Origin of the sequence: Bariatricus sp. HCP28S3_D3 (assembly GCF_052065755.1) — a bacterium.
Classification (GTDB): Bacteria; Bacillota; Clostridia; order Lachnospirales; family Lachnospiraceae; genus Allocoprococcus.
Map to the genome: position 1 here is coordinate 46,077 of NZ_JBQHTK010000005.1, position 18,414 is coordinate 64,490.

The window sequence follows — 18,414 nt, forward strand, 5'->3', positions numbered from 1 at the left end:
ATGAGTTATAAAAGATTAATTCCCTGTATTTTCATCAATAAAGGGAAAGCTGTAAAATGGTTTGACAATATGGAAATTGTATCCGATGATGTAGTAGCCCTGGCGAAGGAGTACAACGATCACGGTGCGGATGAACTTCTTGTGTTCGACCTTTCCAACTCCGATGACGATCACGACGAGTCCATCGATCTGATGAAAAAAATCAACCGTGTTATCCAGATCCCGATGGTTGCAGGGGGAAATATCAGACGACAGGAAGATGTAAAGAAAATTCTCTATGCAGGTGCCAAACGCGCCATGCTGAATTTCTCCAAACCGGATGCCGGAAAACTGATGGAAGAGGTTTCCAAACGTTTTGGAAAAGATAAAATCGCAGTGTCTTTAAATGATTTTGATGCACTTTTTAAACAGCAGCATACCATTCAAAACTACAGCAGCGAGATCATTTTCATGCACAGACTGGATCTGGATTCGGTCATGAATATCACGGATATACCATGTGTTGTGGTTACCGATACACTGGAAGAACCGGAGCTTCTTAAAATTCTGAAATGTCCGGGTGTCAAGGGACTCTCCGGACGCTATGTAAGCCAGAAAGGAATGGATTTCACCGCCTATAAGGAAACTTGCGCTAAGGAAGGAATTCGAATGACATCCTTCGAAAGCAAGATGGATTTCTCCGAATTCAAACTAAATTCGGATGGACTGCTTCCGGTTATCGTACAGCACTATAAGACATCTGAAGTATTGATGTTGGCATATATGAATCAGGAGGCGTTTGAACAGACTGTCAAATCCGGAAGGATGACCTATTTCAGCCGCAGCCGTCAATGCCTCTGGACGAAAGGAGAGACCTCCGGTCATTTCCAGTATGTTAAATCCCTCACTATTGACTGTGACAAGGATACCTTACTCGCAAAGGTGGATCAGGTAGGCGTAGCCTGCCATACCGGCAATCCGACCTGTTTCTTCCAGCCGGTGGTGGGCAACGATTACGACGAGACCAACCCGCTTCAGGTATTTGAAAGTGTTTACCAGACGATTCAGGATCGGAAAATACATCCAAAAGAAGGTTCTTACACGAATTATCTTTTCGATAAGGGAATCGATAAGATCCTGAAAAAAGTAGGAGAGGAAGCAACCGAGATCGTGATTGCGGCCAAGAATCCGAATCCGGAAGAGATCAAGTACGAGATCTCCGATTTCCTTTATCATGCAATGGTTCTTATGGTAGAACGCGGTGTAACCTGGGACGATATCGTAAGGGAACTTGCGGACAGATAAAGAGAAAAACGTGTCTCAATGTCCCCACTAAAACCGAACTCATAGAAACCGACAGCCCGGCATATATTTTCTTAAGATATATGCCGGCTTATTTTTTTGCACGAAAAAGCATGCCTACCCTGATTGAAAGGAGCGATCCATCATGCCAAATACCCAAAAGCAAAGAGAAGAACTATTGCGTGCGGCCAGGGAAATGGGAATGAGCGGGAGTACTCCGGCTGTCCATCCCCGCTACCGTGCACTTTACCACAGCCTTTATGGCGAAGAATCCGTACATACGCCGTCCGGAACACTGGGAGCCCGGATTCTGCTGAGTCTGATCCTTTTTGCAGTTTTCCTATCCGCGGACTACAGCAACCAGCACATATGGAAATTCTCCCAGACGGAGATTATGGAAGAAATTCAGGCACAGCCGGATTACAGAAGCTATGTCAATCAATTTCTGGATCTGCTTCCCTGAAATGGAATCAAAACCGGATTTAAAAACCAGCGTATGAATTGACTTTTTGGCTGTAAGAATTTATAGTATACACCAGAAATAAAAAAGGAGTCATATGAATAAAATGCTGATGATGAAAAAAAGAACTTATCATGGAGCGGATCTAAAGCTCTGGGCTATGTGGTCCATGCTGATAGACCATGCCGGTGCGGTACTGATTGAAAATACTTCCCTTTATCAGATTACCGGCTTTCGTATGCTGGCCGTAGCTTGCCGGCTGATCGGGCGGATCTCTTTTCCGCTCATCTGTTTCCTGCTGATCGAAGGGTTTTGCCACACCGAAGACCGCAGAAAATATCTGATGCGTATGGGCTGCTTTACCCTGATTTCCGAAATCCCGTTCGATTTAGCCTTTTTCGGCAAATTAGATCTGCAAAGGCAGAATGTGTTCTTTACCCTTTTTACCGGAATCCTGCTGCTTTACGCGCTTGAGAAGGCGGAAACACTGGAGCATTCGCCTCTGATACGCAGTTTCATGATGGCAGCAGCCATCCTGGCGGGATGCGCGGCAGCCACGGCGGGCCGGTTTGATTATTCCTATATGGGGATCCTTCTGATCGCAGCCTTGTATTTGTTCCGGAAGGATCGTAAAAAACAGTGTATTGCCGGAGCTGTTCTCTCACTTTATGAATTAACGGCCGCTCTCGCATTCATTCTTGTCGGGAAATATAACGGTGAAAAGGGTGACGGCCGGCTTCCAAGAAATTGGTTTTATATATTTTATCCACTTCATTTACTGGTTCTGTCTGCAATTGTCTTTTTGTTAAAGATGTGATTCTTAAAAAAAATGATTCATTCTGTTTCATCTGGAGTTTTTTTACTCGATATGTTATACTGAATGATGTTACTAGCAGAGAATTAAGTGAAATATTACATTTAAGTGTGACAGGAATTAATATGTTAGTTTCGGAGATAAATGCAGAAATAGGAAATTATGCGGAAATAATAAATACTATGTCTAATTTATCTATATATTATAAGAGGGAAAATAATCTTACAACTTTAGTGCATATCATATGTAGGAATTCAAATGTACTATTGTGCATGAAATTTTACATTACAAATAAAAATAATCGCTCTTTCTCTGATTTTTATGACCAGTATTTTCTTAGTCCTGCAAATGAATTGCATTATCGTTCTGGAAAAAAAAATTTGAAGATCTGATAAAATATCATACGAAAGAAAACGGAAATAAGAAAATCATCTCAATCACTGTGGAAAAGGGGAAGAGAGAAATTCAGGCAATTGATGATGCTCTTTTTGAATATGAAGAAGTTATTTTCAATGATTTCCTTAATTCAATGATTTGTCATAGTTGATTGTTAGGATTAAAGCTTGCAAGCTAAATGCATAGGACATTTAGTTTGCAGGCTTTTCTCTTTTTCTGTGGTTTTACTTTATTTATTCTGAGAATTCATTGGAAAACAAGCGTGCTATAATTTCTGTAGTAATTGTTTGGTGTGGAAACTACAATAAGTAGGGATGGGATGCATATTCCGCAAGAACTGCGCATCCGTTCCGGAGGAACGGAGCGCCATTCCGCTTCAAACAATGTTTCCATATTTTTGAATCTCCTTAACACCGCTTTCAATGGTCGGATAAGAGGTATCCGCTGCGGATGCAGGCAGAGCCAGGCTAATTTACAGGTGACAGTGTGTCCGTGGATTTATTGGGTTTAAAGAAAGAAGAGACAGGGGGAATGCTCCCTGGCCACTTACTTATAATTTAGTGATAGAATATTGTTTTTTTAAGCTAACTATTTTGTATATATTGATGTTTTGACATAAAAGAAACTTTATAGTACAATTTATTCTGACGTTGACTTTACGATTGTTAAATTGCGTAATTTGAGGTATATAATTTATGAAAAAGCTAGCATTAAGCGATGATATTTTATTAAAAGTAGATAAACCTGCCAGATACATCGGCAACGAAGTCAATTCTACAATCAAAGATTCCGAAAAAGTGGACATCCGCTTTGCCTTCTGTTTCCCTGAGGTCTACGAAATTGGAATGTCCCACCTCGGACTCCAGATCCTTTATGACATGTTCAATCGCCGTGATGACGTCTGGTGTGAGCGTGTCTTTTCGCCGTGGGTGGATCTGGACAAGATCATGCGTGAGGAACATATTCCGCTTTTCGCATTGGAATCTCAGGATCCTGTGAAAAAGTTCGATTTCCTTGGCTTCACACTCCAGTTTGAGATGTGCTATACGAACATTTTACAGGTGCTGGATCTTTCCGGGATCCCGCTTCACAGCAGTGATCGTACTCTGGATGATCCTTTTGTTATCGGAGGAGGCCCTTGTGCCTATAATCCGGAGCCGCTTGCAGATTTCTTCGACATGTTCTACATCGGAGAAGGAGAAGTGGTATATGACGAACTTTTTGATGCATATAAAAAATGGAAGGATTCCGGCAAAGACCGGACTGCATTTCTGGAGATGGCTGCGGAGATTGAGGGAATCTATGTGCCTTCTTTCTATCGTGCCGATTACAATCCGGATGGAACGATTGCAGCATTTACACCGGTAAATGCGCATGCGAAAGAAAAGATACGCCGCCAGGCCTTAGCGGATATGAGTACAACGACCTACCCGCTGAAGCCGATCGTACCATTTATCAAGGTGACACAGGATCGGGCGGTTCTTGAAATTCAGAGAGGCTGTATCCGTGGATGCCGTTTCTGTCAGGCGGGAATGGTGTATCGGCCGACGAGACCGCGGGATATCAATATGCTGAAGGAGACCGCAAGAGCGATGCTCCGGAATACGGGACATGAAGAAATTACTTTAAGTTCGTTGAGTTCCAGTGATTACAATGAATTAGAAGAGATCGTGAATTTTCTGATCGATGAATTTCACGGGCAGGGTGTAAATATTTCCCTTCCTTCGCTTCGAATTGATGCTTTTTCGCTGGATGTCATGAGCAAGATCCAGGATATCCGTAAGAGCAGTCTTACGTTTGCCCCGGAAGCCGGTACGCAGCGGATGCGAAATGTGATCAATAAAGGTCTTACGGAAGAAGAAATTCTGGAAGGAGCGGGACAGGCCTTTGAAGGCGGCTGGAATAAGGTGAAGCTTTATTTCATGCTGGGGCTGCCCACCGAGACAGAGGAAGATATGGAAGGAATCGCGGTCCTTTCTGATAAAGTTGCCCGCAGATATTACGAGATTCCGAAGGAACAGCGCAATGGGAAATGCCAGATCACGGCCAGCAGTTCGTTCTTTGTACCAAAGCCGTTTTCTCCGCTTCAGTGGGCTCAGATGTATCCTGCCGACGAATATGTTCGCCGAGCTGGAATCGTTCAGGAAGCGATGCGCAACCAGCTGAACCGGAAAAGCCTGCGCTATAACTGGCACACGGCTGAGCTCACGGTGCTGGAAGGCGTATTTGCCCGCGGGGACCGGAAGATGGGCACGGTTCTGGAAGAGGCCTACCGTCTTGGATGTATTTACGATTCCTGGAATGAACATTTCCGCTATGATCTGTGGATGCAGGCGTTTGAAAATACAGGAATCGATCCGGATTTCTACAATCTGCGTAAACGGGAAGCGGACGAGATCTTCCCATGGGATTTTATCGATTGTGGCGTGACCAAGTCCTTCCTCAGAAAAGAGTGGGAGAGAGCCATGAACGGGGAAGTGACCCCGAACTGCCGCAGACAGTGTTCCGGCTGCGGCGCTGCAAGCTATGGAGGAGGTGTCTGCTATGAAGGCAAGAATTAAATTCCGCAAAAACGGTGTCATGAAATTCATCGGACATCTGGACATTATGCGCTATTTTCAGAAAGCGATCCGCCGTGCACAGATACCGATCGCATTTACCGGAGGCTACAGTCCGCATATGATCATGTCCTTTGCAAATCCGCTCGGCGTCGGTCTTACAAGTGACGGAGAATACTTTGACATCGAGCTCACTGAACCGATCGCCAGCAAAGAAGCCATCCGCCGTCTGAATGAGCAGATGGTAGAAGGTATGGAAGTGACCGGCTTTGTGGAAATTCCGGATGACAAGAAAAGCAAAGGGATGACGATCGTTGCCGGGGCAGACTACCTTTCAATAGTAAAAAAAGGCGTTCTTCCGGAAGGATGGCAGAAGCATCTCGAACACTTTTATGCGCAGGATGAAATCTTTATCCTTAAAACAACAAAGAAAAGCGAAAAGGAAGTCAACTTACGTCCCATCATTTATGATCTTCATCCTCAGGGTGAAGGAATCTACATGCGGGTTGCGGCCGGAAGTGTGCAGAATCTGAAACCGGAACCTGTTCTGGAAGCCTTCCTTGAATATATGAATATGCTCGGTGAAGAAACGGATGGGATTGAATTTGCCCATCATCGGCTGGAAACGCTGGCCAATACCGGAAGTGAAGAATATCCGGACTTTGTGCCGCTTTCTGCTCTTGGAACGGAGATTATCTGACCAATGGAACGAAAATTATTGATAACCGAATGTCGGGGACACATCCTGACCGCACTTCAGGAGGACGGGAAAATTGCAGAATTGCATTACAGTCCCTTACGTGATACAAAAGCATGCAGAATCGGTGAGATCTATATCGGAAAAGTCCGGAAGATTCTTCCGAATATCAACGGTGCATTTATCGAAATAAAAAATGGTGTAGAGTGCTACTATTCACTCGAAGAAAAAGCAGAGCCGTATTTTACGGACAAACATGGCAAAAAGAACCTGAATGTGGGAGATGAGCTTCTGGTTCAGGTGCGCAAAGAGGCAGTCAAGACAAAGCAGCCTACGGTGAGCGGCGATCTGAATTTTGTCGGGAAATATGTAATCCTCAGTTCCGGGAACCGTCAGATCGGCGTTTCCGCAAAGCTTTCCCGGGATCAGAGAGAACGGCTGCTTGCACTTGGTCAATCATTTGCCGACAAGGATTATGGAATGATTTTTCGAACCAATGCCGGCGAGGCACCGGATGACAGGATTCTTTCGGAAATACAGATGCTGGAAGAAGAGTTTCACCGCGTTCTTACATATGGTAAAAACCGTACCTGTTTCAGTTGTGTTTCCCATGTGCCGGATGATTGGCTTTTATCGCTTAAGAATCTTTATCGACAGGGGCTTACGGAAATCCTTGTCGATGCCGTTGCCCAAAATGGACTGCTTTACAATAAGACAGAAGCATTTCTTACGCAGGAACAGCCGGAAGACCTGAAGCTTCTTCGCGCGTATACGGATGCGTCCTATCCACTATGCAAGTGTTACAGTCTCGAGAAAGCGACTGATGACGCGCTTTCGGAAAAAGTATGGATGCCCTCCGGAGCCTATCTGGTGATCCAGCCAACCGAGGCACTTACTGTGATCGATGTGAATTCCGGGAAATGCCTGAAAAAGAAAAAACTATTTGCAGACATCAACCGGGAGGCTGCAAAAGAAGCCGCAAGACAGATCCGGCTTCGCAATCTGTCCGGTATCATTCTCATTGATTTCATCAACATGGACACGGAAGCGGAAAAAAATGAATTATTACACGAACTGCAGATGCTTCTTTCCATGGATCCGAATCCCGGTCATGTAGTGGAAATGACTAAACTGCAGCTCGTTGAGATTACACGAAAAAAAATCAGGAAAACACTGAAGGAGAGTTTATATGGCTAAGAAAGAAATTAAAACGAATGCGATGCGTATTCTGGACCGAATGAAGATTCCATATAAGTTCCAGGCGTATGAGTGTGATGAATTTACAGACGGGATCGAGACGGCGGACAAACTGAATCTTCCCCATGAACAGGTATATAAAACCATCGTCACGACTGGCAAAAGCGGACAGCATTATGTCTTCGTACTTCCAATCGAGAAGGAAATTGACTTTAAAAAAGCGGCCAAAACCGTTGGCGAAAAATCTCTGGAAATGTTACATTTAAAAGAGCTGACACCCCTGACCGGCTATGTCAGAGGCGGATGCACCGCAATCGGTATGAAGAAACAGTTTCCAGTTGTTATAGATGAAACGGCATGTGCTTTTGAGGAAATTTATGTAAGTGCAGGCCGGATCGGTGCACAGCTCACCCTTGCGCCGGAAGGATTAAGAAAAGCGGCAAATGCAAAATTTGCAGATGTCATTCATACATAAGAGGAAAAGGAGGAAACCTTCAATGAAAAAGGTTGTAAAATTCGGTGGAAGCTCATTGGCTGATGCCGCACAATTCAAGAAAGTCGGTCAGATTATTCATGAGGATGAATCCAGACGATACGTGATCCCTTCTGCACCGGGTAAACGTTTCCCGGAAGATGTGAAGGTCACTGATATGCTTTATAAATGTTACGGTGCTGCGGTGCGTGAGAAAAACTTTACCAAACAGCTGGAAGAAATTCAACAGCGTTATCAGGGAATCATCGATGGCCTCGGGTTGGACCTTTCTCTGGATAAAGAGTTTGAAATTATCCGACAGAACTTCGGTCAGAAAGCAGGAAGAGAGTACGCCGCTTCCCGCGGTGAATACCTGAACGGTATTATTATGGCACACTATCTTGGATTTGAATTTATCGATGCGGCGGAAGTAATCGCCTTTGACGAAAACGGCAGTCTTCTTGTGGATCAAACGAATGACCTTTTGTCCGAACGTCTTTCGCATACTGAAAAAGCTGTTATTCCGGGATTTTATGGTGCAGATCCGAACGGTAATGTAAAAACCTTCAGCCGCGGAGGCTCAGATGTAACCGGCTCCCTTGTTGCAAAAGCGATCCATGCGGATATGTATGAGAACTGGACTGACGTTTCCGGATTCCTGATCGCAGATCCCCGTATCATCAAGAACCCAAAAGGGATTGAGACAATCACCTATAAAGAATTACGAGAGCTTTCCTATATGGGTGCGACCGTACTTCACGAGGATGCGATCTTCCCGGTACGAAAGGAGGGTATTCCGATCAATATCCGTAATACCAATGCACCGGAAGAAAAGGGGACGCTGATTGTAGAGGGCACCTGCCGCAAACCGAAATACACGATTACCGGTATAGCCGGAAAACGTGGTTTTGCTTCCATAACGATTGAAAAAGCAATGATGAACTCGGAAGTGGGATTCGGAAGAAAAGTCCTGGAGGTATTTGAAAACGAGGGAATCTCATTTGAACACATGCCTTCCGGAATTGATACCATGACGATTTTTGTTCAGCAGGAAGAATTCGAAGAACATGAGCAGCGTGTCATTTCCGGAATCCATCGTGCAGTAGAGCCGGATGATGTTGAACTGGAATCCGATCTTGCGCTGATCGCAGTTGTTGGAAGAGGAATGAAACAGACCAGAGGAACAGCCGGGCGTATTTTCTCTGCACTGGCTCACGCACACGTAAATGTGAAAATGATCGACCAGGGTTCCAGTGAGCTGAATATCATTATTGGCGTGAGAGAGCATGACTTTGAAGCAGCTATTCAGGCAATTTATGATATTTTTGTTAACACTCAAATCTAAATCTACAATTTTCTTGTAAAATATGCTATTCTTATCTCAGATAATATTTCTGGATAAGAAAGGATTTACAAATGAATATATTATTTTTTTTGAAACCAAAAGCAGAGCTTGCATTCGTCTATGATTATCATACACTCAGACAGGTAATGGAGATCATGGAATACCACAAATATTCGTCCATACCGATGATCAATCGGGACGGAAAATACATAGGCACCATTACAGAAGGAGATCTTCTCTGGGGAACGAAGTCCTTGAAACTTATGAATATCAAGGAAGCGGAGACCATCGCTATTACAAAGATTCATCGCAGACTTGACTACCGACCTGTTCGGGCAGACTCGGATATGGAAGATCTGATCGAGCGTGCCATGGAACAGAACTTTGTTCCTGTTGTTGATGATCAAGATAATTTCATCGGTATCATAACCCGGAAGGATATCATCGGTTTCTGTTATGATAAATTAAAGGCATGCAGGATTGCTCTTTCTGAAAAAGCAGAACAGTAAATTTAATATTTTTTCTAAAAAACACTTGACTTTGTGCGGCATACTGGTATATAATTTACCAGTATGCCGCACAACGAGGTTAAAGCCCTGATTTTTCAGGCACCGTAGTTGGCGAGTAATGATAATAGGAGGTGCCATATGTACGCAATTATAGCAACAGGTGGTAAACAGTACAAAGTAGCCGAAGGCGATATCATTAAAGTAGAAAAGCTTGGTGTGGAAGCCGGACAGACTTATACATTTGACCAGGTTCTTGCAGTAAGCGGTGATGAGATGAAAGTCGGAACACCAGTCGTAGAAGGAGCAACAGTAGAAGCATCCGTAATCGGCGATGGAAAGGCTAAAAAGGTAATCGTTTACAAGTATAAGAGAAAATCAGGTTACCACAAGAAAAATGGTCACAGACAGCAGTACACAGCAGTTAAGATCGAAAAGATCAATGCTTAATTCTTATCTGTCATGATCAAAACAACAATTTATAAAAACAAGAGAAATGAATGCGTTGGTTTTAAGACATTCGACCATGCAGGGGCCGGAGACAGCGGACAGGATATCGTCTGTGCAGCCGTTTCCATGCTCGTAATCAATACCATGAATTCCATCGAAAGGTTTACGGATGCCCAGACATCCCAGGTTTCGGATGATACGAAGGGCATCATCGAATACAGACTGCTGAGCCGTCCGACGGAAGAGACAGAATTACTTCTGAATTCCATGATTCTTGGTCTTCAAAGCCTGGAAGATGACTCTGATTATACCACGTATATTGATTTAATATTTGAGGAGGTGTAAACCATGATGAAATTAAACCTTCAGTTTTTTGCTCATAAAAAGGGAGTTGGTTCTACAAAGAACGGACGTGACTCTGAGTCCAAGAGACTTGGTGCCAAAAGAGCAGACGGACAATTTGTAAAAGCCGGAAATATTCTTTACAGACAGCGCGGGACAAAAATTCACCCGGGTGTGAACGTTGGACGCGGTGGAGACGATACATTATTTGCATTAGTTGATGGTGTGGTTCGTTTCGAAAGAAAAGGAAGAGATAAGAAGCAGGTTTCTATCTATCCGGTAGCTGAATAAGCAGATTTTACATGAGGCTTCAAACTTTTGGGTTTGAGGCCTTGTTTTGAATTGGAAAGGAGTATTTATGTTTGCAGACAGAGCTAAAATATATATCCGGTCGGGAAAAGGCGGAGACGGACATGCCAGCTTTCGACGGGAATTATATGTTCCGAACGGCGGTCCCGACGGCGGCGATGGCGGACGCGGCGGGGACGTAATCTTTGAAGTAGACAAAGGATTAAACACCCTTGCAGACTTCCGTCACAAAAGAAAATTTACAGCTCAGGACGGAGAACCGGGCGGCAAGAGACGCTGCCATGGAAAAGATGCGAAAGACATCGTTTTAAAAGTACCTGAAGGGACGATCATTCGCGAAGCTGAGACCAATAAGATCATTGCGGATATGTCTGGCGATAACACACGCCAGATCGTACTGAAGGGCGGCAAGGGCGGTCTTGGAAATATGCATTTTGCCACCGCCACCATGCAGGTTCCCAAATATGCGCAGCCGGGAAAACCGGCACAGGAGCTTTGGGTGAATCTGGAACTGAAAGTCATCGCAGATGTAGGACTGGTCGGATTTCCGAATGTCGGAAAATCAACCTTTCTTTCCCGCGTGACAAATGCACAGCCTAAGATCGCCAATTATCATTTTACAACGCTGACTCCGAATCTTGGTGTTGTGGATCTGGAAGGCGCAAAGGGATTCGTAATCGCCGATATTCCAGGTCTGATCGAAGGTGCATCCGAGGGTGTTGGACTTGGACATGAGTTTCTCCGCCATGTAGAGCGTACCAAGCTGATGATCCATGTCGTGGATGCCGCGGGAACCGAAGGACGTGACCCGGTGGATGATATTTATAAGATCAATGCGGAATTGAAAGCATATAATGAAGAAATTGCCTCCCGCCCACAGGTAATTGCAGCGAACAAGATCGATCTGATCTATTCGGAAGATGAAGATCCTATAGAACGTCTTCGCAGCGAATTCGAGCCACAGGGAATCAAAGTATTCCCTATCTCCGGTGTAACCGGCGAGGGCTTAAGCGACCTTTTGTATTATGTGAGCAGCGAACTCCAGAATATGGACGAGAAACCCATCGTATTTGAACAGGAATACTTCCCGGAGGAAGAGCTGATTCATATCGATCTTCCATATACTGTCGAAATAATTGATGATATGTACGTTGTTGAAGGTCCAAAAATAGAGAAGATGCTGGGTTATACAAATCTGGATTCTGAAAAGGGATTTGCATTCTTCCAGAAATTCCTGAAAGAAGCCGGCATCCTTGAAAAGCTGGAAGAAGCCGGTATCCAGGAAGGTGACACGGTTAAAATGTACGGGCTTCAGTTTGAATATTATCGTTAAATTTCGTTGACTTTATTAAGAAAGGGGATTACTATGACATCTAAGCAAAGAGCATATTTAAAAAGTCTTGCCATGACAATGGATCCGATTCTTCAGATCGGGAAATCCAGTGTAACGCCGGAAGTGACTGCATCTGTGGCAGAAGCACTGGAAGCTCGTGAACTGATCAAAATTCATGTACTGCAGAACTGTGCAGATGATGTTCGTCAGCTCGCCGAGATTCTTGCAGAACGTACCCATTCTCAGGTAGTTCAGGTAATTGGCAAAAAAATCGTATTGTATAAAGAAGGCAAGGACGAAAAAAAGAAGATCGTTCTTCCTTAATTGTATGTTTATAACATGATGAATGCAATGGAGAAATAAAGTATGAAGATAGGGATAATGGGTGGGACTTTTGATCCGATTCATAATGGTCATCTAATGCTGGGAGAGTACGCATATCGTGATTATGAGCTGGATGAAGTATGGTTTCTTCCGAACGGGAACCCGCCTCACAAAAATAATCCGGCAATTTTAAAAAGCACAGATGATCGTGTAAAAATGACAGAACTTGCAATTGCAAATGTGCCGTATTTCCGCATCAGCACCTATGAAACTGACCGGACGGAACCTTCCTATTCCTATCAGACAATGGAGCATTTCCGTAGTGTTTACCCACAACATGAATTCTATTTTATTTTAGGCGCGGATTCTCTGTTCGACATTGAAAAATGGAGGAATCCAGATCAGTTTCTGAAGCTTGCAACCATACTTGCTGCTTACCGTGATGATGCGGATAACAGCCGGAAATTGAATGGAAAGATTGAATATCTGAATCGAAAATACGGAGCCGATATTCGTCTTCTCCGAACTCCATTACTGCATGTTTCCTCCCATGAAATCAGAGAAGCAATAAGAAATGGTAATATGAAAAATATTCCTGTTCCGAAAGCAGTACTGAATTATATAGAGGATCAACATTTATACCAGGGTGATGAATATGACAGAAACATTAATGAAAATGCGTAAAAAACTTAAAGGAGATTTGGATAAAGAGCGTTATGAACACACGATCGGCGTGATGCATACAGCTGGATGTCTTGCAATGCGTTATGGATGTGATTTAGACCAGGCACTCACGGCAGGTTTATTACATGACTGTGCCAAATGCATTCCAAATGAAAAAAAGATTGAAATGTGCAAAAAATATCACTTGCAGATTTCCGCTGCCGAACTTGCGAATCCCGGACTTCTTCATGCAAAACTCGGTGCATATGTCGCATGGAAAAAATTTCAGATTGAAGATGAGGAAATTCTGCGCGCAATTGCTTCGCACACAACAGGTCGTCCCGCTATGAGCCTGTTGGATAAAATCATATACATTGCAGATTTCATTGAGCCCGGACGTACAGAAGCACCGAATCTGCCGGCAGTAAGAAAACTGGCTTTTTGTGATATAGACGCATGCCTTTACAGAATATTGGAAGATTCTCTCTCATATCTGGAGAATAAAGGTGTAACCGTAGACCCTATGACTGAAAAGACTTTTTTATATTACAGAGATTTAAATAAAGGTGAATCTTCTGATGATTCGCCGGAAAGGATGGAAAACTGATGCAACAGAAAGATATATCCAGAAATATGGCGAAAATTGCCTGTAATGCGATTTCAGATAAAAAAGGAGAGGATATCCGTGTAATCGACATCTCACAGATATCCGTGCTCGCTGATTACTTCATTATTTCAAATGGTTCCAATGAAAGCCAGGTCCGTGCAATCGTTGATAACGTAGAAGAACAGATGTATAAAGCAGGGTATCAGATCAGGCAGAGAGAAGGATATGGGAGCGGAGGATGGGTTCTTCTTGACTTCGGCGATATTATCGTCCATGTCTTTGATAAAGAAAACCGTCTGTTCTATGATCTGGAACGAATCTGGCGTGACGGAAAGCAGATCAGTGTAGATGATCTATAGACAATAAACATATATCATATATATAGAAAAGAGCTGGCTCCCGGCGGAATAAAGCCCGGATCCAGCTCTTTTTCAAACATTTCTTATTATTTCATAAACCGCATAACGGCAATTACTTTTCCAAGGATCTCAACATCCTTTAAGATAAATGGCTCCATATTATCATTCTCCGGCTGGAGACGAATCACACCTTCTTCTCTGTAAAATGTCTTGACCGTAGCACCGTCATCTACTAAGGCTACAACCATATCTCCGTTAGAAGCAGTGTTCTTTTTCTCGACAACAACATAATCACCGCTCAGGATTCCTGCATTGATCATACTTTCCCCGCGAACCTCCAGCATGAACACCTCATTATTCGGCATACGTTCGACCGGAAGCGGGAAGTAGTCCTCAATATTCTCCTGTGCAAGAAGCGGCTCCCCTGCAGCCACACGTCCCAGAATCGGCACCTGTACCATCTCACGTCTGGTAAGATTGAAATTCTCATCCAGTATCTCAATTGCTCTCGGTTTTGTAGGATCTCGCCGAATATAACCGTTCTTCTCAAGGGTTTCGAGATGAGAATGAACGGAAGAAGTGGACTTTAGTCCCACTGCATCACAAATTTCACGGACTGAAGGCGGAAAACCGCGTACAAGTATCTGCGATTTGATATATTCCAAAATCTCCTCCTGTTTCTTCGTTATTCTACCATTACCCATATGTAAACCTCCTTAAATCCGTCACTCATTTGTAAGTTCAAGTACGCCTCAGCAATCCGCCGGAGGCTTTGTCTTCTTACATGATAAATAAATAATAACATATTCTCCGCCAAAAAGCAAACAAATGTTTTGAGAAAATATGTTCGATTAATTATTGACAAACATTTGTTCATGCGATATATTATTTACAGAACTTCTGTTCGGAACGTATTTTCGTATCAATAGACAAATAATGGAGTATAAGATTAGATCAGGGGGAATTTCAGATGAGCAGATATCAGGAAAAGCAGAATAGCGGAGCAGAAAGAAAAAAAGTCACCAACAGCCATAAGAAAGTTGCAGTCTCAAGAGGCAGAAGATCAAGGAACAGTGCCGGACGGTTCATGGTTGGAGTCATTGCCGTTTTGCTGATACTGGCATGCAGTTTTTCGTTCGGAAGCTTCTTTTCCAGTGCGCATGATGTGCAGGCGGAGACGGGTTCGGATCTGAAGTATTTCAAAAGTGTCCGGATTGAAAAAGGAGATACCCTCTGGACCATCGCTCAGACCTACTGCACAAGGGAAGAGGATTCCATCTATGATTATATGAATGAATTGGCACAGATCAATGGAATTGATTCTGCTTCCATGGATTATCTGCGGGAAGGAGATTATCTTACAATCGTATACTATGAAGCAAATCCGCTTTAATTTATAGACAAAAGATTGACAAGCTGCCATAATCAATCCTATACTGTTATGTATACAAATTTCGTTGGTTTAATATAGAAAAATACATGTATTATTTTATATCATGCATTGATTCAGATTTATCGAAGCAAAGGAGAAATTCATCATGAAGAAAAAACAAATCATAGCACTGGCAGTGGCAGCCGCTTTGTTCATCGTGACAGGTGCTGCAAGCGTTCTTACTCATGCGGCGGCAGGTCAGTTATTCGACAATTCTATAACAGATATGATTTTTAACACAGAAGACCTGGGGTATGATTTCCCTGCCGAATCATTTATTGCTGTTGTTCGTGTTGAGGGGACAATTGAAGAACAGACAGAGACAAGTGCATTTGAAGCGTCTCAATCCTACCAGCATCTTACCACACTGGATTACATTGATGAACTGATGTATGATCCGGATAATGCCGGCATCATGCTTTACGTAGATTCCCCGGGAGGAACTGCATATGAGTCCTCCGAACTACACGACAAATTAAAGGAGTATTCCGATACAACAGGACGTCCTATATGGGCTTATATGGCTCATATGGCGGCTTCTGGCGGTTATATGGCATCAGTGGCCGCTGATTATATTGCAGCCAACCAGGAGACGATGACAGGCTCTATCGGAGTAATCATATCAACATATGACATGACCGGACTTTATGAGAAACTCGGGATCCGTTATATCAGTATCACGAGTGGTCCAATGAAAGACAGCACAAAGATGACCGATGAGCAGATTCAGATGTATCAGTCCATCGTTGACGAATCCTATAACAGTTTTGTCGATAAAGTTGCTGAGGGACGTAACATGGCCCGTGAGGATGTTCTCACTCTTGCTGACGGAAGAATCTATTCAGCTGCTCAAGCTCTCGATAACGGCCTGATTGACGCAATAGATACCTATGACAATACACTAGACCGGATGATGGAAGAAATGGATTGTGAGATGATTTACGAGCTTCCAGAAGAATCTGATATGTTAGCAGGACTTTTTGCAAGAATCGAATCTCTAATACCGAAATCAGAAGCACAGACACTCAATGAGATAGCAGCGGAGAAAGAAAGTGGGGTATTGATGTATTATGCAGAATAAAAATACCGATTTCTCTGGAACAGATCAGGAATATGTCTACGCTGGTTTCTGGGTACGCTTTGCAGCATTTACGCTGGACAGCCTGATTCTTTTTGCCGGAACTTTGATTATCAAATTATTATTTTCTTTGATTTCATTGCTTACCGGCACATCTATATTTGATACGGAAATATTGTTTTCGTATACATTAAAGGACATCATAGTTTATGGATGCCATGCCATATACTTTGTACTTTTGACCTATTATACCGGAGCAACTCTTGGAAAAAAAGCTTTCAATTTAAAAGTAATTCCTTGTCGTTCTTTAAAAGACGAAAATAATGTTGATGATAATAATACAAATGAACAGCTTACACTGATCAATGTGGTTTACCGTGAAACAATCGGCAGATATCTTTCCGGAATCATTCTATATATTGGTTATCTACTTGCCGGATTAGATCAGGAAAAACGAGCTTTACATGATATTCTCTGTGATACACGTGTGATCTATACTAAAAAAGTAAAAATCTATCCTGAATATCAGCCACCGATTATGCCTGACCCCGGTTACAACATATCAAGTCAACAACCACTTGTAAATACAAGTGAATATGATAATTTTGATTATGATATTAATAACAGACCACACGAGTAGGGTGTGGTTTTGCGGGATCAATCTATACGACAAATACTGATTTTTCCAAAAGATTAAGATAAGGAGGAACCTATTTATGGCATCAGAGCCAAAAACATACCAGGATCAGCTCTATATAGATAATACTTTGCGTCTGCGTGAAATATTGCAGACAATGCCAGAATTTGCAAAGGATTATTTCCGTGCTGTAGAGCCAACAACATCACCTAAAACAAGGATTTCCTATGCTTATGATATCCGTGTTTTCTTTCAGTTTCTTCTGGACGAGAATCCGGCTTTTAAGAATTATAGTATGAAGGATTTTACACTTAGTGATCTGGATCGACTTACACCGATGGATATCGAGGAATACCAGGAATATCTGAAGGTTTATCGTCCCAAAGACGGGCGACGCATCACGAACGCTGAGAAAGGCCTTTCACGCAAAATGTCGGCGCTCAGAAGCTTCTACGGATATTATTTTAAACGGCAAATGATCAGTAATAATCCGACTTTATTAGTCGATATGCCTAAACTCCATGAGAAGGCAATCATTCGTCTGGATACAGATGAAGTTGCTTCCCTTCTGGATTATGTGGAATCCTGCGGCGTGAAGCTGACCGGCCAGGCCCGTGTTTATTATGAAAAGACAAAGGAGCGTGATCTTGCCATTCTTACCTTATTGTTAGGTACCGGAATACGTGTTTCGGAATGTGTTGGTCTTGATCTGGGCGATGTGGATTTTAAGAATAATGGAATCACAGTAACCAGAAAAGGCGGAAACCAGATGGTGATTTATTTTGGCGAGGAAGTGGAAAAAGCCCTGCGTACTTATATGGAATCCAGCAGGAAAGCCGTTAATCCTCTGCCAGGACACGAAAATGCCCTCTTCCTCTCCACTCAGCGGAAAAGGATGGGTGTACAGTCTGTGGAGAATATGGTCAAAAAGTATGCCCGTCAGGTAACACCGAATAAGAAGATTACCCCTCACAAGCTCAGAAGCACCTATGGAACCGCTTTATACAAAGAAACAGGCGATATTTATCTGGTTGCTGATGTACTTGGCCATAAGGATGTAAATACGACGAAAAAGCATTATGCGGCCATTGACGAAGACCGGCGCCGAAGTGCTGCTGACATCGTGAAGCTCAGGGAGCCGTAATGTTGTATTA

Annotated in this window: 22 protein-coding genes; 21 read left to right on the forward strand and 1 reads right to left on the reverse strand. The window is 43.2% G+C overall.

The features are described 5' to 3' along the window. From hisIE to rsfS, 17 genes are all read left to right on the forward strand, one after another. Positions 1-1,284 carry a bifunctional phosphoribosyl-AMP cyclohydrolase/phosphoribosyl-ATP diphosphatase HisIE gene (gene hisIE, locus ACTNB3_RS05760; RefSeq protein WP_427820535.1) on the forward strand — a complete coding sequence of 428 codons (1,284 nt, stop codon included), beginning with the start codon at positions 1-3 and terminating at the stop codon, positions 1,282-1,284. Between the two features lie 142 nt (positions 1,285-1,426). Continuing rightward, on the forward strand, positions 1,427-1,744 hold the full coding sequence (locus ACTNB3_RS05765; protein WP_441024760.1) for a hypothetical protein: 318 nt from the start codon (positions 1,427-1,429) through the stop codon (positions 1,742-1,744). Positions 1,745-1,838: 94 nt separating this feature from the next. Continuing rightward, positions 1,839-2,558, forward strand: a complete 720-nt coding sequence (locus tag ACTNB3_RS05770) for a TraX family protein (protein WP_441024761.1) — start codon at positions 1,839-1,841, stop codon at positions 2,556-2,558. Positions 2,559-3,646: 1,088 nt separating this feature from the next. Next, positions 3,647-5,512, forward strand: a complete 1,866-nt coding sequence (locus tag ACTNB3_RS05775; RefSeq protein WP_441024763.1) for a TIGR03960 family B12-binding radical SAM protein — start codon at positions 3,647-3,649, stop codon at positions 5,510-5,512. Beyond that, positions 5,496-6,209, forward strand: a complete 714-nt coding sequence (locus ACTNB3_RS05780; RefSeq protein ID WP_441024765.1) for a TIGR03936 family radical SAM-associated protein — start codon at positions 5,496-5,498, stop codon at positions 6,207-6,209. Before ACTNB3_RS05775 ends, ACTNB3_RS05780 begins: the two co-directional genes overlap by 17 nt. Positions 6,210-6,212: 3 nt before the next feature. Further along, positions 6,213-7,403, forward strand: a complete 1,191-nt coding sequence (locus tag ACTNB3_RS05785) for a ribonuclease E/G (protein ID WP_427820323.1) — start codon at positions 6,213-6,215, stop codon at positions 7,401-7,403. Then, on the forward strand, positions 7,396-7,878 hold the full coding sequence (gene ybaK / locus ACTNB3_RS05790) for a Cys-tRNA(Pro) deacylase (RefSeq protein ID WP_427805700.1): 483 nt from the start codon (positions 7,396-7,398) through the stop codon (positions 7,876-7,878). The genes ACTNB3_RS05785 and ybaK overlap by 8 nt, the downstream gene beginning before the upstream one ends. A gap of 22 nt (positions 7,879-7,900) precedes the next feature. Then, the gene (locus ACTNB3_RS05795; protein WP_427805701.1) at positions 7,901-9,220 is read left to right on the forward strand and encodes an aspartate kinase; all 1,320 of its coding nucleotides are present in this window, start codon (positions 7,901-7,903) and stop codon (positions 9,218-9,220) included. 71 nt (positions 9,221-9,291) lie between these two features. Next, complete coding sequence (locus tag ACTNB3_RS05800; RefSeq protein ID WP_427805702.1) at positions 9,292-9,729, forward strand: CBS domain-containing protein; 438 nt, start codon at positions 9,292-9,294, stop codon at positions 9,727-9,729. Positions 9,730-9,867: 138 nt separating this feature from the next. Continuing rightward, positions 9,868-10,176: a 50S ribosomal protein L21 gene (rplU, locus tag ACTNB3_RS05805; RefSeq protein WP_427805703.1), complete on the forward strand. Its 309-nt coding sequence runs from the start codon at positions 9,868-9,870 to the stop codon at positions 10,174-10,176. 12 nt (positions 10,177-10,188) lie between these two features. Then, complete coding sequence (locus ACTNB3_RS05810; protein WP_427805704.1) at positions 10,189-10,521, forward strand: ribosomal-processing cysteine protease Prp; 333 nt, start codon at positions 10,189-10,191, stop codon at positions 10,519-10,521. Between the two features lie 3 nt (positions 10,522-10,524). Next, entirely contained in the window at positions 10,525-10,809 is a 285-nt protein-coding gene (gene rpmA / locus ACTNB3_RS05815; RefSeq protein WP_008975781.1) for a 50S ribosomal protein L27, read from the forward strand. 67 nt (positions 10,810-10,876) lie between these two features. Beyond that, positions 10,877-12,160: a GTPase ObgE gene (gene obgE, locus ACTNB3_RS05820; RefSeq protein WP_427805705.1), complete on the forward strand. Its 1,284-nt coding sequence runs from the start codon at positions 10,877-10,879 to the stop codon at positions 12,158-12,160. A 33-nt stretch (positions 12,161-12,193) separates the two neighbouring features. After that, on the forward strand, positions 12,194-12,484 hold the full coding sequence (gene yhbY / locus ACTNB3_RS05825; RefSeq protein WP_427805706.1) for a ribosome assembly RNA-binding protein YhbY: 291 nt from the start codon (positions 12,194-12,196) through the stop codon (positions 12,482-12,484). A gap of 42 nt (positions 12,485-12,526) precedes the next feature. Further along, positions 12,527-13,168 (forward strand): nicotinate-nucleotide adenylyltransferase, encoded by a 642-nt coding sequence (gene nadD, locus ACTNB3_RS05830; RefSeq protein WP_427805707.1) that lies wholly within the window; start codon positions 12,527-12,529, stop codon positions 13,166-13,168. Beyond that, positions 13,140-13,754 (forward strand): bis(5'-nucleosyl)-tetraphosphatase (symmetrical) YqeK, encoded by a 615-nt coding sequence (gene yqeK, locus ACTNB3_RS05835; RefSeq protein WP_427805708.1) that lies wholly within the window; start codon positions 13,140-13,142, stop codon positions 13,752-13,754. Before nadD ends, yqeK begins: the two co-directional genes overlap by 29 nt. Beyond that, positions 13,754-14,113, forward strand: coding sequence for a ribosome silencing factor (gene rsfS, locus ACTNB3_RS05840; protein ID WP_427805709.1), 360 nt, complete (start codon positions 13,754-13,756; stop codon positions 14,111-14,113). The genes yqeK and rsfS overlap by 1 nt, the downstream gene beginning before the upstream one ends. 86 nt (positions 14,114-14,199) lie before the next feature. On the opposite strand, the gene lexA is transcribed toward rsfS, so the two are convergent. Then, positions 14,200-14,817 (reverse strand): transcriptional repressor LexA, encoded by a 618-nt coding sequence (gene lexA, locus ACTNB3_RS05845; RefSeq protein WP_427805710.1) that lies wholly within the window; start codon positions 14,815-14,817, stop codon positions 14,200-14,202. 266 nt (positions 14,818-15,083) lie between these two features. Here lexA and ACTNB3_RS05850 point away from each other — a divergent pair, with 266 nt between their 5' ends. The 4 genes from ACTNB3_RS05850 (at position 15,084) to ACTNB3_RS05865 (ending at position 18,404) form a co-directional block, all read left to right on the forward strand. Next, positions 15,084-15,506, forward strand: coding sequence for a LysM peptidoglycan-binding domain-containing protein (locus tag ACTNB3_RS05850; protein WP_427805711.1), 423 nt, complete (start codon positions 15,084-15,086; stop codon positions 15,504-15,506). 145 nt (positions 15,507-15,651) lie between these two features. Further along, positions 15,652-16,626, forward strand: coding sequence for a signal peptide peptidase SppA (gene sppA, locus ACTNB3_RS05855; RefSeq protein WP_441024766.1), 975 nt, complete (start codon positions 15,652-15,654; stop codon positions 16,624-16,626). Continuing rightward, entirely contained in the window at positions 16,616-17,263 is a 648-nt protein-coding gene (locus ACTNB3_RS05860; protein ID WP_441024767.1) for an RDD family protein, read from the forward strand. The genes sppA and ACTNB3_RS05860 overlap by 11 nt, the downstream gene beginning before the upstream one ends. A 76-nt stretch (positions 17,264-17,339) precedes the next feature. Then, the gene (locus tag ACTNB3_RS05865) at positions 17,340-18,404 is read left to right on the forward strand and encodes a tyrosine-type recombinase/integrase (RefSeq protein ID WP_427805714.1); all 1,065 of its coding nucleotides are present in this window, start codon (positions 17,340-17,342) and stop codon (positions 18,402-18,404) included. The last annotated feature ends 10 nt before the right edge of the window (positions 18,405-18,414 follow it).